Genomic DNA, 14,440 nt, shown 5'->3' on the forward strand with positions numbered 1-14,440 from the left:
GCTCTCATATTCTTTAGCTATAAAAACTTCATCATCTTTTACAATTAATGGGCGTTTTATAAGCGTTGGATTTTGTAAAATCATCACTTTAATCTCATCTTGGCTTAAATTTTGGAGTTTTTCTTTATTTAACCCTAATTTTCTAGCACTCATACCCGCTGTATTTACAAGCTCTAAAACACTCCTTTTACTAAGCCAAAAATCCAAGGTTTCTTCATCTAGCTTTTTAATGTCTAAAAATTCAAATTCAACTTGCTTAGAATTTAAATAATCCATGGCTTTTTTAACACTATTACAATTTTTAATACCATAAAATTTTAACATTTTCTTGCCTTTTTAACTAAGTCTGCTATAATAAATGCTAATTCTAAAGCTTGGTCAGCATTTAATCTTGGATCACATTGTGTTTCATAGCGTTTAGAAAGTTCTTCTTGAGTAATATTTAAAGAACCTCCTACACATTCTGTTACATTTTGCCCTGTCATTTCCAAATGTACCCCACCAGGATACACTCCTTCATTCATAGCTATCTCAAAAAACGCACGCACTTCTTGAATGATTTTATCAAATTCTCTTGTTTTAAAACTACCTGATTTAACCGTATTTGCATGCATAGGATCAATACTATAAAGTATATTAAACCCTTCTTGTTTTAACTCTTTAAATAATTTTGGCAAGGCATTTTCTATCTTATCACATCCCATACGGATGATGAAATTTAATCTTCCTGCTTCATTATGCGGATTTAAAATACTTACTAGCTTTTTTATCTCATCTAAATCATAATTAGCACTAAGCTTAACACCAAGTGGATTTTTTACTCCACTTAAAAAATGCACATGTGCTTCATCTGCCTTTCTAGTACGCTCACCTATCCAAAGCATATGTGCCGAACAATCATAAATTTCCCCGCTTAAACTATCTACCCTAGTTAAAGCTTCCTCATAAGGCAAAAGCAAGGCTTCATGAGAAGTATAAAAGGCTGTTTGAGAAAGATTTGGAGTATCGGTAATACCGCAAGCTTGCATAAAGGCTAAAGCTTGAGTGATTTTTTCACTAAGTTCATCATATTTTTTCCCAAGCTCTGCTTTTTTTAAAAAACCCAAATTCCACTTATGCACTACTCTTAAATCCGCTAAACCACCTCTTGAAAAAGCTCTTAATAAATTTAAAGTTGTAGCACTTTGATAGTATGCTTCTAACATTCTTTTAGGATCAGCTATTCTTGATTTTTCATTAAATTCAAAACCATTGATAATATCCCCACGATAACTTGGAAGCTTTACCCCATCAACCTCTTCAAAATCACTACTTCTTGGCTTTGCAAACTGCCCTGCAACGCGCCCTACTTTAACGATAGGACAAGATCCTGCAAAAGTAAGTACTATAGCCATTTGAAGCATAACTTTAAACATATCTCTTATATTATCAGCGCCAAAATTTACAAAACTCTCAGCACAATCTCCTCCTTGGAGTAAAAATGCTTGAGAATTTACAACCTTAACAAGGGATTTTTTTAACTTATCCACCTCACCTGCAAAAACAAGCGGTGGTAATTTTTCTAATTTTTTAACAACATCTTGTAATTCATTTTCATCAGGATATTGTGGCTGTTGCTGAATTTTATAATTTTTCCAAGAATCTTTAGTCCATTTCATAGCTTAACTTCCTCATTTTAGTAAGCTAAAATTATACAAAATGAGACTTAAATTAAGATTTTAAAACACTTTCAACGCGTTCAAGACTATCTTGCTTATATAAACTTAAGCGCACTATGGAATCTTCTAGTGCTAAAAGATTATGGATTTCATGAGCCTTTAAACTTATACTATCTAGCGTTTTAAGTAGAATTTGTTGATTTAAAACTCCAAAATCAATGGAGCCTTTTAACACTTGTATGGTAATATCAAAAGGTGCTTTATGATCTTTCATAAAGCTATCTTTTGACATAGTTATGCAGATTTCTTTAGCATAAGCATTTTCTATTTTCTTAGATATATTTATGCCATTTTGAATTTCTTGTTCCCAAGAAATTACTTCATATATTTGAGTTCTAAATTTCACTTTTATTTTTTAAGTTCTTTAATACGAGCAGCCTTGCCTCTTCTATCTCTTAGGTAGAATAATCTAGCACGACGTACACGACCTCTTCTTAATACTGTAATACTTTCTAAACTTTCACTATAAATAGGGAAAATTCTTTCAACACCTACATTATTAGCGCCGATTTTGCGTACAATGAAAGTTTCATCTACACCATTTCCTCTACGTGCTATACAAATACCTTCAAAATTTTGAATTCTTGTTTTATCGCCTTCTTTAATGCGAATAGCAAGTCTTAAAGTATCTCCAGCACGAAATTCTGGAACATTTTTACCTTCAATTTGTTTTTGCTCAAATTGCTCAATGTATTTATTTTTCATAACGATATTCCTTAAAATTTGCGTTCATGCTTTTGATACAAATCAGGACGAAAATATTTCGTTTTGCAAGACGCCAAAGTAGTTTTTAAAGCTGTGATTTTAGCGTGATTTCCCTTTAAAAACTCTGAAGGCACATAAAATTTTTTATTTTCCTTTTCAAAAATAAAAGGTTTAGAAAACGATGGAGCTTCTAATAAGTCATTTTCAAAACTTTCCTCACTTAAGCTTTCACTATTTCCAAGAACATCTTGAATATTTCTGCTAATAGCATCACACATCACCAAAGACGCTAATTCTCCACCTGTAAGTATAAAATCACCTATAGAAAATACTTCATTAGCAAATTCTTCCACAATGCGCTCATCCAACCCCTCATATCTACTACTTACAAAACAAATATGATCTTTCTTGCTTAATCTTTTAGCATCAATTTGCTTAAAAGTCTTAGCACAAGGCAAAAGAAAAACAAAATGAACATTTTTATCTTGCTTTTTAATATGCATTAAGCAATCATACAAAGGCTGAGCTTGTAGCAAAAGCCCTGCACCTCCTCCTATTTTATAATCATCTACTTTAAAGTGCTTGTTTGTGGTAAAATTTCTAGGATTTACAAAAGCAAATTCTAATATCCCCTTTTCTTTTGCCCTTGCCAAAATAGAAGTTTGAAAATAAGGTTCAATAAGCTCTGGGAATAAACTTACAAAAGTATATTTCATGAATTTTCTAAAATATCTAAAGCAGATTGTGTGAATATCTTTTTATTTTCTACATCAACTTTTTGAATATATTTATCAACATAAGGAATATAAAAATTTTTAACCTTTGTTTGTAGTTTTTCATCACATTTTATACAAAATAAAAACCCCGCTCCATTTTCTAAAATGTCTTCAACTACACCTAATTTTTGCTCATTTTCAATAACATCACATCCAATTATGTCAAAATAAAAATACTCATCTTTTTTTAATTTACAAGTTTCTTTTGTAGCTTCAATAGTTTGAAAAAGAGTAATATTAGTTAAGGTTTTAGCAGCCTCAACACTCTCAAAGCCTTCAAATAAAACTAAAGATCTAGTTTTATCAAAAGCCTTTATGGTGTAAATTTTCTGATTAATATCAAAAAATTTAGCACCTATTTTAAACTGCTCATAAAAATCACTAAGATTATGTAATTTTACATAACCTTTTAAACCAACACTTTTCCCAAGTTTAGCAACTTGGACTAAATCATTCTTCAATGGCTTTTACCGTTATACGATATGAAGTTGCATCTTTAACTTTGTAAGCCATAATGACTGTTTTTATTGCGTTGATTAATTTTCCATTTTTTCCGATCAACTTACCAGTATCAGATGGATCGACATAAATGATAATTTCAGCAAAATTGTTTTCTAAATTTTGTCTTTGTATATCAACTTTTTCAGGAAAATCAACAATTAATTTTGCGTATTCTCTTAAAAAATTTTCAACCATTTTTATTTGCTTGTAATAGCTGCTACTCTATCGCTTAATTTTGCACCTACGCTTTTCCAATAAGCTAAACGCTCAGCATCAAATTTTACCACTTCAGGCTCAACCATAGGATTGTAATATCCAATGCTTTCTATCCAGCTACCATCACGTCTTTTTCTACTATCAGTTACAACTATACGATAAAATGGTCTTTTTTTACGTCCCATTTTTGTAAGTCTGATTACTGTCATTTTAATACTCCTAAAAAAATTAAAATTTTGTTATAGATATTTTAACTCATATATCCATAAAAAAGCTTTAATTATTGTGGTCTTTTAGCTTGCTGCAACATATTCATAAAATTTTCCATTCCTTTTTTATTTGAAAATTTCTTTGCCAGCTTAGCTGCATTACTAAATTGTTTTAAAAAGCGATTTACTTCCATTTGAGATAAACCAGCACCCTCTGCAATACGTCGCTTTCTTGCATTGTTTAATAAATCAGGATTCTCTCTTTCTTTTGGTGTCATTGATGAAATCATTGCCTTAATATGAATAATTTCTTTAGAATTATCTAAGTCAATATCTTTAATATTTGCTGCCATAGATGATAAACCAGGTATCATACCAATGATTGATTTCATACTACCAAGCTTTTTAACGCTTTCCATTTGATTTAAAAAGTCATTAAAATTAAATTCGCCTTTTTTGATTTTCTTATTTAGTTTTTTTGCTTCTTTTTCATCAATGATCGCTGCAGTTTTTTCAGCCAAAGTCGCTAAATCACCCTCACCCATGATACGATTAACAATTCTATCAGGGATAAATACTTCTAAATCAGCTACTTTCTCACCAACACCAATAAATCTTAAAGGCACACCAACTTGTTTAGCTATACCTAGTGCAACACCACCTTTGGTATCTGCATCAAATTTACTTAAAATAACCCCTGTAATTTCTAAAGCTTCATTGAAACTACTTGCTGTCTTAACTCCATCTTGACCACTCATAGCATCAGCTACATAAAATACTTCATCAGGATTTAAAATAGCTTTTACTTCTTTAAGCTCATTCATCAAAGCTGTATCGATCGCCAAGCGACCAGCAGTATCTACAAGCAAAACATCATACATAGAATTTTTTGCTTTTTCTAAAGCTTGTTTAGCTACATTTAAAGGATTACTTTCATTTTCTATGAAAAATAAATCAAGCTCATTAGCTTGAGTGAGTTGTCTTAATTGCTCTACCGCAGCTAATCTTTGCAAGTCACATGCAGCAATTAATACTTTTTTATTTCTTAGCTTTAAATAATTAGCAATTTTTACCGTAGTAGTAGTTTTACCACCACCTTGCAAACCACACATCAAAACAACCGTAGGTGGCTTACTAGCAAATACAAAACCTTGATTTTTACCTTTAACACTAAGAATTTCTTCTAAATTTTTCTTAATTGAGTCTAAAAATTGCTTTTGGCCTATACCATTAGTTTTTACATCATTTTCTACTAAAGTAAGCAATTCTTTCGTAACTTTATGATGTACATCTGCTTTTAAAAGGGCTTTTTTTAAAGTGTCAAGAGCATTTTTTAAAGCTTTTTCATCATCAACAAAACGAAGTTTATTAACTGCGGATTTAAATGACTCACTAACTATTTCAAACACTTTATTTTCCCTTTATTAAAATTTTAAAAAGCTAAATTATAAACCCTTTTAGCTTTAAACGCCTTTAAAAATTTAAATTTTTTATTTCAAAACCATAAGCATTAAAACTCTCATCAAGCAAGGCTTTAAATTGATAATCAAAAATATGCGTTTCATAAGAGTGCAAATACATTCTAGAAGAGCTAATTTTTGCATATTTTTCATCACCTATAATACCATGTTTTATATGATTTAAATGCACTCTAATTTGATGTGTTCTACCTGTTTTAATGACTGCTTTTATTAAAGTTTTTTTTGCATTTACCATTAAAGGTATAACTTGGGTATGAGCTTCTAAGCCAAATTTATCGATTTTACTAAAGGCTCCAGATTTGTTTTTTATAGTAGTTATTTTTTCACAAATTTCAAGTTCTTCAGCAATTACTCCATCAACAATAGCTAAATAGCTTTTATAAACATTTTGTTTTTTATACTCTTGAATGCATTTTAATCTAAACTCCTCATCTTTGCTTAAAAGTAAAACCCCACTTGTTTCTTTATCAAGCCTATTGATTAATTTAGCCTTATAAACACCTTCTAAATTCTCGCTAATTTCCCCATAAGGCTTATTTAAGGCTATGATTTTATCGTCTTCAAAAAGTATTTTTGCTTTTTTTATTTTTTGTACAACAAATCTTGTTTTTGAGCTCATCAAAGCTCTAGCTATAACAACCTTTTTACCCATAGCAAAAACACAGCCTTTGTCAATCAAATCTTTTGCTGTATTATTAGAAATCTTTTCTTGCATTGCAAGCAATTTATAAGCTTTTTCTTGCATCTAAACCTTCTTTTATATTTAATATAACTTCACTTAAATCACTTTGTTCTTTGACTTGCGCTTGTAATAATTTTTGCTTTAAAAAAACATTTATATCTTTTACATTCTCACAAATATACAAACCATCAACTTCTTGATATAAACTTTCTTGATTAAAAAAATATTTCCCTGAAATAATAATATTATTCCATCTAGCTGCTTCTATAGGATTATGTCCACCTATATTGTTTATAAAAGAGCCACATAAAAAAACCACATCGCTAATCTTATAAAAACTTTCTAACTCACCTAAAGTATCTAATAATAAACATTTAGCATTAAAAAAATTTGCAAAATCATTTTCACTTAAAGTAAAGTCTGAAAATTTTTGCATATTATAGTGATTTTTTTGACAAAAATCTTTTAAAATTTCCTCAACTTCACCAAAGCGCTCCGGATGTCTTGGGGCAATAATCAATTTATCATTTTCTTCTAATTTAATTTCATTAAGCAATAATCGCTCTTCATTTTCATGTGTGCTAGCAAATATAATAATTCTAGCTTTAGGTTTAGCATAGCTTTTCACTTGCTCTTGTTTTATATTAGCTTTGATATTTTTATATGCTATAACATTTTTAGCACCCAGACACTCTAATCTTTCTTTGTCTTTTTGACTTTGTGCAAATACAACATCAATATATTTAAAAATCAAACGATAAAAAAAACTAAAACGCTTGTAATTTTTTAAAGATCTATCACTAATTCTAGCATTTAACAAAATCACTTTTGCATTGTAAAATTTAGCCATAAACACGAGCATAAGCCAAAGCTCTGCTTCAAAAATAACCAAAACTTTACAAGGTCTTATCCAAAAAGGCACGAAAATTTCAAATGGGAAAAAATTTACTTTTTTAGAATATTTTAAAGCTTCGCTAAAACCGGTTTGAGTGATGGTTGAAATTTTACAAGTTGGAAAAAGTTTTATTAAAGGAATAAGGCTTTTAATCTCACCAAAAGAACAAGCATGAAAATATACATCACCTTGTTTTTGTTTTAAATTTTTGTAAAGAAAAAATCTTGATTTTAATGATATTTTATATTTTTCCTTGCAAAAACTTAAAATCAATAAAAAAGGAGCTGTGATTACATATACAATCACAGCAAAAATATAATAAAAAAAAATCAATTTTGATTTTCTTCTTTTTCTTTATATAAAATTCTTCCACAATGTGGGCAAGTTACTATTTCATCGCCTTTTAAAACTGCTAAATAAGTTTTGTCATAAATTCTCATAAAACAGCCATAACAAGCATGTTTTTTTACAGGAACTACAGCGCTATTTCCCGCCCATTTTCTGATTTTTTCATAAAAAGTTAAAACTTTTTGATTTATTTCACCCATTAGTTTAACTTTTTTATCATAAATTTGTAATCTATCTTTTTCAATATCTACTAATACAGCTTTAGTTTGAGCATCAATTTGGTCCACTTCATTTTCAAGTTCGCTTCTTTTAGCTTGTAATTCTTGTATGAATTTTTCTTTATTTTCTAAAATTTTATCTAATCTTTCTATTTCTTCATTTGCTGCATCAAGTTGCTCTTTAGCTATATCTTCTTCAATTTTTAAAGCATTTGCTTCTTTTTCAGTTTTTACTGCAGCACTTTTTTTAGCTATTTCTTTGATTTTTACACTAAATTCTGCAATATGATTATTATTTTGTATTTTTTGATTTTCTATATCTTTGATATCTTTTTCAAAACTGACAATTTCCTCTTCAGTTTTATCGAGCAAATTACGCTTTTCTTTTAAATCTTTTGTAGCATCTTCTACTTTATTTGTAAAACCATCAAGTTCTTTATCAATTTGTGATAAAGTTATAAGTTGTTCTAGGTATTTATTCATTGAATTTTTCCTTAAAAATATTGAAATGGGTTTTTTGAAACTGATATTATAACTTCTAAATGAAATTTTTGCAAATCTTTTGCTAAAATTTCACTAAAACAAGATTCGCTTTCATAATGCCCTATATCAATCAAACTAAGTTTATTGTGATAACTTTCCAAAGCTTGGTGATATTTAAAATCTCCACTTAAAAAGCAATCTGCCCTAACGCTAGAAACTAAATCCCCTCCACTACCCGTACAAATTGCTATAGTTTTGATTTTCTCTTTACCTGCATTTACAACTCTTATACAATCAAGCTTTAAACTTTTTTTCACGTGAGTGATTAAATCATTAAATTTAAAATCAACATCACAATAAATCAAAAATTCATTTTGCTCTTTGATTTTAAAACCCAAAATTTCATTAGCAAAATAAGCATTTAAATGACTTAAATCAAAATTTGTATGCATAGCAATTAAGGCTATATTTTTTTGTATCATTTTAGCAAGAAGATTTTGTGGGTAAAACACTCCACTTAAGTTTTTCAAACCTTTAAAAATTAAAGGGTGATGAACTATAAAAAGTGAATTTTCACTTGCATTTTCAATTAAATGCATATCCACATCAAGGGCAAGATAAATTTTATTTATGTCTTGATCAAAATTTCCAAGCAACAAACCACTATTATCCCATGAACTTTGAGTACTAAATGGGCTAATAGTGTCTAAATAATCATAAATTTCTTTAATTTTCATCTAAATTTTCTTTATATACCAAAGCACAGTTTTTAGATAATTCTCTAATTTTAAGCATAAAATCCTGTCTTTGTGTGACAGAAATAGCACCCCTTGCATCAAGCAAATTAAAAGTATGTGCTGCTAACATACAATAATCATATGCAGGTAATGCAAGTTTTGCTTCTAGGGCATTTTTACACTCATTGTAAGCATTTTCAAATTGCATATTTAAAGTTTTTACATCACTTACTTCAAAATTATATTTACTAAATTCAAACTCACCTTGCTTATGAACATCTTTATAGGTAATTTTTTCACCATTAAATTCATTCCAAACTATGTCGTATACATTATCTACATCTTGTAAATACATTGCAAGTCTTTCTAAACCATAGGTAATTTCAGCACTTACTAAATCTACGCTTATACCACCAACTTGCTGAAAATAAGTAAATTGTGTCACTTCCATACCATCAAGCCAAACTTCCCAGCCTAAACCCCAAGCACCTAAACTTGGGCTTTCCCAGTTATCTTCAACAAAACGAATATCATGCGATTTTAAATCAAAACCTAAATTTTCTAAACTTTTTAAGTATAATTCTTGGATATTATCAGGACTTGGTTTAATTAAAACTTGAAATTGATAATAAGCACCTAACCTATTAGGATTTTCACCATATCTTCCATCAGTTGGCCTTCTACTTGGTGCTACATAAGCAGTCGCCCATGGCTTTTTTCCTAAACTTCTTAAAAAAGTTGCTGGGTGAAAAGTCCCTGCACCTGCTGGAAAATCATAAGGTTGCATAATAGCACAACCTTGCTTTTGCCAAAATTCTTGTAAATTTAATATCATTTGAGAAAAGGTCATTTTTCTTCCTTTATTTCTTCTGGCTTTTCAGGTGAATTTGCATACAATTCCACTGTTTTATTCCACATCATTTTATATTTTCTTTTTAGAAATTCTACTTCATTACGCGCATATTTAAGCTGTTCGTTAAGATTTTCTATGGTTTTTCTATCCTCATCATAAAGTTCTTGCATAGAATAAAGAGCATCTTTTAAAAATTTATTCTCACCCTTTAAAGCCTCTAAGGTTTCATCCTTAGCATCAAGAACCTTTTCATGCAAATTTAAAATAGTTCCTATGGTTTTTTCTACAAAACTTTCTCCTGCTAAGGTCATAGAATTTACCATAGCAGGTTGTTTTGAACTCATAGGCACTACACTAAAAGTTCCTTGGTTAGCTTCTATATAAATTTTACCCTCTTCTTCTTTGAAATTTAAAGCACCATTTGCCATCATTCCTTTTACAACATCTTCAGATAAATGCACTAATTGACAAAATTCTTTTAATTCCAAGTAAGTTTGCATATATGCTCCTTAAAGAAAAACTTCAATTGCACTAGAATCTTGAATAAGTTTTTCTTGTTGTTTTTTTCTATCTTCTAATAATTTTTGCGCTAAAGATTCATCATCTATTGCTAAAATTTGCACAGCTAAATAAGCTGCGTTAATAGCTCCTGCTTTACCTATAGCTACAGTTGCTACAGGAATCCCACTTGGCATTTGAACAGTAGAAAATAAAGAATCCATACTTGCTAAATTGCTTCCTGGCATAGGTATACCTAAAACAGGTTTTGTTGTATGTGCTGCAACAGCTCCTGCTAAATGTGCTGCCATACCCGCTGCAGCAATAAATACTTTTGCACCTTTTTCTTCTGCGTTTTTAATGTATTCTTGAGTTCTTTGAGGACTTCTATGTGCTGAAGTGATTAAGATTTCATATTTAACATCAAATTTTTCCAAAATTTCCAAAGCTTCTTTTACTACATCATAATCACTCTTACTCCCCATCAATATAGAAACAAATTTCATTCAACACTCCTTCTTAAAAAGCTAAATTCTGGAAGCTTAAACGGCAAAGTAATTTCATTTTCATTGCCACTATGAATTTCACTAAATTCTTTATTGTTTTTTGCTAATAATTGTTTAAACACTATGAATTTTTTTCCTTCATTTTCATAAATTAAGCCTAATTTATTTTCTCCTAATTCTATATTAGAATTAACCGGGGCTAAAATTTCATATTCTTTGTTTAATTCTATTTTGCCTTTACATTTAAAAAACTCACCATCTTCGCTAATAGCATGCACTTGATGAGTTCCTTCTTCTATGCTTGTATCATGATTAATAGAATCTGTTTTTTCATAAGCTCTTGAAACTAAATATCCATCTGTAAAACCTCTGTGTTTTAAAGTATAGATTTCTTTTTCATATTTAGCAGCATCAAAAGTATTTTGCAATACATCTTGCACTGCCATTTTATAAGTTCTTGTAGTCAAAGCTACATAATACTCACTTTTTGTTCTGCCTTCTATTTTAAAGGCATGAATACAATTTTCTTGCATAATTTTTTGAATATATGAGCTTAGATTTAAATCTTTAGAATTAAATACATGTGTGCCATTTTCATCTTCTTCTAATCTAAAAAGCGTATTTGTTTCTGGATTTTTCGCATAAAGTTCATAATTAAATCTGCAATCATTTGCACAAGAGCCACGATTGCTCATGCGTCCACTTTGCACTGAACTTATTAAACATCTACCAGAATACGCAAAGCACATAGAACCATGGACAAAACTTTCAAGCTCGATATCACAATTATTTTTTAAATCTTTTGCATCTTTTAAGCCAAGTTCCCTTGCTATAACAACACGCTTTGCACCCATATCTTTATAAACTTGAGCGTCTAAATAGTTTAAAATATTAGCTTGGGTGGACACATGAAGATTAATTTCGGGCGCAAGTTCTTTAACTAAACGCATAGCACCTACAGATGCTACTATAAAAGCATCAGGTTTCATTTCTTTTAATTTTAAAATATGCCTTTTCAAACCTTCAATTTGCGAACTAAAATGAAACCCATTGATAGTTACATAAATTTTTTTTCCTCTTGCATGGGTATAATCAATAGCTTCCTTAAAAGTTTCATAATTAAAATCTCTAGCAGTTCTTGCTCTTAATGAAAAATTACTCACTCCTGCATAGACAGCATCAGCTCCATAAGCCAATGCTATTTTTAATTTTGCAAAATTTCCTGCAGGAGCAACTATTTCAGGAATAATCATTTTTTCCCTAAGCTTGCAATTAATGCCTCAATATCATCATTACTTACAACATCTGTAGTGGAATCCCCTTGAATATGAACAGCTGAACCAACACGTTTTTCATCATCAATTTTGCCTTCAAATAAACTACTCATATATCTACTTAAAGCTCTCATAACATTAATAACACGCTCGATTTTTTGACGATGAATATCTTGATATTGCATAGCATCCATTGCCATCATAACCTCATCTTGCCCAGTTTGTAAGCAACCTGTAATCTCATCTATAATATTTTTAGCATTATTATTTATTTCAATAGCTTCTTTAAAACTCGCTACATTTGGAAATTTCGCATTTAACTTTTCAAAGATATCTATATTTTTATTTAAAGCATCACTGATTACACAAAGCTCATTTTCTGAATTTGCAAAAAAATCGTTAATAGCTTCCAACTTCTCCATCATTTCAGTTGCTTTAATTTCACTATCTCTTGTAACATCATCAAGCTGATGTACAACTTTATGCTCTTTACTAGGTGGTGGTGGTGGCCAAGCTATATCTGCTCTAGCTTTATAATCGCCATTTATCATCTCATCGACAATTTTTTTATTTTTTTCTTCATCCTCATAATCTGTTTCTGGTTTTTTTAAATCTTCATCTTCTACAGAGTCAAGATCTAAATCTTCAGAGCCATTCATTAAAGCATCTAATTCTTCTTGAGTCATCATTGCACCTTTTTTATATAATAAAAAACTAATCGTGATTATATTATAAAAAAATATAATTCAACATTAATTTTTAAAATTAATTATTTTTTTAATATATAAATATATTTTTTCAAACTTGATAATAAAAAATATATTAATTTAAACTTAATTTAAAAAAAATATACTACAATCTTAAAAAATAAAATTAAAAACCTATTTAAAAGGAGAAAAAATGGGTAAGTTTGTAAATAATATTGATGAGTTTTTTAGCTATTGTCAAGAACATGAAGTAATGTTTGTTGATTTTAGATTTACCGATATGATAGGTACTTGGCACCATATCACTTACAATATAAAAGCAGTTGATGATAATACTTTTGAAAATGGAATTCCTTTTGATGCAAGTTCTTTACACGGTTGGCAACCGATAGAAAAATCGGATATGATTTTAAAACCCGATGTAGAAAGTGCGTTTTTAGATCCTTTTACAGCAGATCCTACCATCATAGTAATTTGTGATGTATATGATATTTACAAAGAACAAATGTATGAAAAATGCCCAAGAAGTATTGCTAAAAAAGCAATGCAACACTTAAGCACGAGTAATATCGCCGACACTGCTTATTTTGGTCCTGAAAATGAATTTTTTATTTTTGATAATGTAAAAATAGTTGATTCTTCTCATTGTGCAAAATATGAAGTAGATACTGAAGAAGGTGAGTGGAATGATAATAAAGATTTCACAGATAGCTATAACAGCGGACATCGCCCAAGAAATAAAGGTGGATATTTTCCTGTAAGTCCTATTGATTCTAGTGTAGATATTAGAGCTGAAATGGTACAAGTTTTAGAAAGAGTAGGCTTAAAAACTTTCGTACATCATCATGAAGTAGCACAAGGACAAGCTGAGATTGGTGTAGAATTTGGAAATTTAGTTGAAGCTGCCGATAATGTACAAATTTATAAATATGTAGTAAAAATGGTAGCACATTTAAATGGAAAAACCGCAACCTTTATGCCAAAACCACTCTATGGAGATAATGGAAGTGGTATGCATGTACATATGAGCCTTTGGAAAGATGGGGTAAATTTATTTTATGATAAAGAAGGTTATGGAAAATTAAGTGAATGTGCGATTAATTACATCGGTGGGATTTTAGCTAATGCAAGAAGTGTTGCAGCATTTACTAATCCTAGTTCAAACTCTTATAAAAGAATAGTTCCAGGTTTTGAAGCACCTTGTATATTAACCTATTCTTGCCAAAATCGCTCTGCAAGTTGTCGCGTACCTTATGGTATTAATGAAAAAAGTGCAAGAGTAGAAATCAGATTTCCTGATAGCACTTCTAATCCTTACCTAGCTTTTACAAGCTTGCTTATGGCAGGGCTTGATGGTATTAAAAATAAAACCATACCGGTTGGCCCTATGGATGAAAATTTATTCGCACTAACTCTAGATGAGATTAGAGAAAAAGGTATAGAGCAATTACCTCACACTTTAAGAGGATCTTTAGAAGCACTCATTAGAAAAAATGCCTTCTTAAAACCTGTTATGAGTGATGTGTTTATTGATGATTATCAACATATGAAATTTGAAACCCAAGTATGGCCTGTAGAAGCTAGACCAACTGCATATGAATTTAAAACTTGTTATTCTTGCTAATTTTTGATG

At 29.9% G+C, this 14,440-nt stretch carries 19 protein-coding genes; 1 reads left to right on the top strand and 18 read right to left on the bottom strand.

Annotated features, from left to right (window positions below):
- The 18 genes from CAMP5060_RS04620 to CAMP5060_RS04705 all read right to left on the bottom strand — a co-directional run.
- The coding region (locus tag CAMP5060_RS04620; RefSeq protein ID WP_337217991.1) for a Spx/MgsR family RNA polymerase-binding regulatory protein at nt 1-324 on the bottom strand (324 nt) is incomplete at its 3' end.
- Nucleotides 318-1,658, bottom strand: coding sequence for a class II 3-deoxy-7-phosphoheptulonate synthase (locus tag CAMP5060_RS04625; protein ID WP_214100339.1), 1,341 nt, complete (start codon nt 1,656-1,658; stop codon nt 318-320). The genes CAMP5060_RS04620 and CAMP5060_RS04625, both read right to left, overlap by 7 nt.
- A gap of 52 nt (nt 1,659-1,710) precedes the next feature.
- Nucleotides 1,711-2,064, bottom strand: coding sequence for a cupin domain-containing protein (locus CAMP5060_RS04630; RefSeq protein ID WP_250324976.1), 354 nt, complete (start codon nt 2,062-2,064; stop codon nt 1,711-1,713).
- 2 nt (nt 2,065-2,066) lie between these two features.
- Entirely contained in the window at nt 2,067-2,423 is a 357-nt protein-coding gene (rplS, locus tag CAMP5060_RS04635) for a 50S ribosomal protein L19 (RefSeq protein ID WP_012661698.1), read from the bottom strand.
- Nucleotides 2,424-2,434: 11 nt separating this feature from the next.
- The gene (gene trmD, locus CAMP5060_RS04640; protein ID WP_087700210.1) at nt 2,435-3,139 is read right to left on the bottom strand and encodes a tRNA (guanosine(37)-N1)-methyltransferase TrmD; all 705 of its coding nucleotides are present in this window, start codon (nt 3,137-3,139) and stop codon (nt 2,435-2,437) included.
- Nucleotides 3,136-3,660 (bottom strand): ribosome maturation factor RimM, encoded by a 525-nt coding sequence (gene rimM / locus CAMP5060_RS04645; RefSeq protein WP_039618592.1) that lies wholly within the window; start codon nt 3,658-3,660, stop codon nt 3,136-3,138. The genes trmD and rimM overlap by 4 nt, the downstream gene beginning before the upstream one ends.
- Nucleotides 3,650-3,895, bottom strand: a complete 246-nt coding sequence (locus CAMP5060_RS04650) for a KH domain-containing protein (RefSeq protein ID WP_012661701.1) — start codon at nt 3,893-3,895, stop codon at nt 3,650-3,652. Before CAMP5060_RS04650 ends, rimM begins: the two co-directional genes overlap by 11 nt.
- A gap of 2 nt (nt 3,896-3,897) precedes the next feature.
- Nucleotides 3,898-4,125 (bottom strand): 30S ribosomal protein S16, encoded by a 228-nt coding sequence (rpsP, locus tag CAMP5060_RS04655; protein ID WP_012661702.1) that lies wholly within the window; start codon nt 4,123-4,125, stop codon nt 3,898-3,900.
- A 71-nt stretch (nt 4,126-4,196) separates the two neighbouring features.
- A complete protein-coding gene (gene ffh, locus CAMP5060_RS04660; RefSeq protein WP_214100338.1) occupies nt 4,197-5,534 on the bottom strand; it encodes a signal recognition particle protein in 1,338 nt (445 codons plus the stop codon).
- A 64-nt stretch (nt 5,535-5,598) separates the two neighbouring features.
- A complete protein-coding gene (locus CAMP5060_RS04665) occupies nt 5,599-6,351 on the bottom strand; it encodes a pseudouridine synthase family protein (protein ID WP_087700215.1) in 753 nt (250 codons plus the stop codon).
- Entirely contained in the window at nt 6,332-7,516 is a 1,185-nt protein-coding gene (waaA, locus tag CAMP5060_RS04670) for a lipid IV(A) 3-deoxy-D-manno-octulosonic acid transferase (RefSeq protein ID WP_087700217.1), read from the bottom strand. Before waaA ends, CAMP5060_RS04665 begins: the two co-directional genes overlap by 20 nt.
- Nucleotides 7,513-8,232, bottom strand: a complete 720-nt coding sequence (locus CAMP5060_RS04675; RefSeq protein WP_261529667.1) for a zinc ribbon domain-containing protein — start codon at nt 8,230-8,232, stop codon at nt 7,513-7,515. Before CAMP5060_RS04675 ends, waaA begins: the two co-directional genes overlap by 4 nt.
- A gap of 11 nt (nt 8,233-8,243) precedes the next feature.
- Nucleotides 8,244-8,969 (bottom strand): Nif3-like dinuclear metal center hexameric protein, encoded by a 726-nt coding sequence (locus CAMP5060_RS04680; RefSeq protein ID WP_261529666.1) that lies wholly within the window; start codon nt 8,967-8,969, stop codon nt 8,244-8,246.
- Entirely contained in the window at nt 8,959-9,819 is an 861-nt protein-coding gene (glyQ, locus tag CAMP5060_RS04685) for a glycine--tRNA ligase subunit alpha (RefSeq protein WP_087700222.1), read from the bottom strand. Before glyQ ends, CAMP5060_RS04680 begins: the two co-directional genes overlap by 11 nt.
- Nucleotides 9,816-10,322 carry a DUF3972 domain-containing protein gene (locus CAMP5060_RS04690; RefSeq protein WP_039618600.1) on the bottom strand — a complete coding sequence of 169 codons (507 nt, stop codon included), beginning with the start codon at nt 10,320-10,322 and terminating at the stop codon, nt 9,816-9,818. The genes glyQ and CAMP5060_RS04690 overlap by 4 nt, the downstream gene beginning before the upstream one ends.
- A gap of 9 nt (nt 10,323-10,331) precedes the next feature.
- Nucleotides 10,332-10,826, bottom strand: a complete 495-nt coding sequence (purE, locus tag CAMP5060_RS04695; RefSeq protein ID WP_214125445.1) for a 5-(carboxyamino)imidazole ribonucleotide mutase — start codon at nt 10,824-10,826, stop codon at nt 10,332-10,334.
- Nucleotides 10,823-12,079: a peptidase U32 family protein gene (locus CAMP5060_RS04700; RefSeq protein WP_214100336.1), complete on the bottom strand. Its 1,257-nt coding sequence runs from the start codon at nt 12,077-12,079 to the stop codon at nt 10,823-10,825. Before CAMP5060_RS04700 ends, purE begins: the two co-directional genes overlap by 4 nt.
- Nucleotides 12,076-12,786 (bottom strand): chemotaxis protein, encoded by a 711-nt coding sequence (locus tag CAMP5060_RS04705; protein ID WP_337217992.1) that lies wholly within the window; start codon nt 12,784-12,786, stop codon nt 12,076-12,078. Before CAMP5060_RS04705 ends, CAMP5060_RS04700 begins: the two co-directional genes overlap by 4 nt.
- A 214-nt stretch (nt 12,787-13,000) precedes the next feature.
- On the opposite strand from CAMP5060_RS04705, the gene glnA reads away from it, so the two are divergent.
- Complete coding sequence (gene glnA / locus CAMP5060_RS04710) at nt 13,001-14,431, top strand: type I glutamate--ammonia ligase (protein WP_214100334.1); 1,431 nt, start codon at nt 13,001-13,003, stop codon at nt 14,429-14,431.
- Nucleotides 14,432-14,440 lie beyond the last annotated feature (9 nt).

This window comes from Campylobacter sp. 1569, from assembly GCF_024723675.1.
GTDB lineage: Bacteria > Campylobacterota > Campylobacteria > Campylobacterales > Campylobacteraceae > Campylobacter_D > Campylobacter_D jejuni_C.

Coding starts and splice junctions, on each gene's coding strand:
- CAMP5060_RS04650 (WP_012661701.1), bottom strand. CDS start 3,895: ATGGTTGAAAATTTTTTAAGAGAATACGCAAAATTAATTGTTGATTTT.
- CAMP5060_RS04700 (WP_214100336.1), bottom strand. CDS start 12,079: ATGATTATTCCTGAAATAGTTGCTCCTGCAGGAAATTTTGCAAAATTA.
- rpsP (WP_012661702.1), bottom strand. CDS start 4,125: ATGACAGTAATCAGACTTACAAAAATGGGACGTAAAAAAAGACCATTT.
- glnA (WP_214100334.1), top strand. CDS start 13,001: ATGGGTAAGTTTGTAAATAATATTGATGAGTTTTTTAGCTATTGTCAA.
- CAMP5060_RS04625 (WP_214100339.1), bottom strand. CDS start 1,658: ATGAAATGGACTAAAGATTCTTGGAAAAATTATAAAATTCAGCAACAG.
- glyQ (WP_087700222.1), bottom strand. CDS start 9,819: ATGACCTTTTCTCAAATGATATTAAATTTACAAGAATTTTGGCAAAAG.
- CAMP5060_RS04665 (WP_087700215.1), bottom strand. CDS start 6,351: ATGCAAGAAAAAGCTTATAAATTGCTTGCAATGCAAGAAAAGATTTCT.
- CAMP5060_RS04705 (WP_337217992.1), bottom strand. CDS start 12,786: ATGACTCAAGAAGAATTAGATGCTTTAATGAATGGCTCTGAAGATTTA.
- purE (WP_214125445.1), bottom strand. CDS start 10,826: ATGAAATTTGTTTCTATATTGATGGGGAGTAAGAGTGATTATGATGTA.
- CAMP5060_RS04690 (WP_039618600.1), bottom strand. CDS start 10,322: ATGCAAACTTACTTGGAATTAAAAGAATTTTGTCAATTAGTGCATTTA.
- trmD (WP_087700210.1), bottom strand. CDS start 3,139: ATGAAATATACTTTTGTAAGTTTATTCCCAGAGCTTATTGAACCTTAT.
- CAMP5060_RS04680 (WP_261529666.1), bottom strand. CDS start 8,969: ATGAAAATTAAAGAAATTTATGATTATTTAGACACTATTAGCCCATTT.
- rplS (WP_012661698.1), bottom strand. CDS start 2,423: ATGAAAAATAAATACATTGAGCAATTTGAGCAAAAACAAATTGAAGGT.
- CAMP5060_RS04675 (WP_261529667.1), bottom strand. CDS start 8,232: ATGAATAAATACCTAGAACAACTTATAACTTTATCACAAATTGATAAA.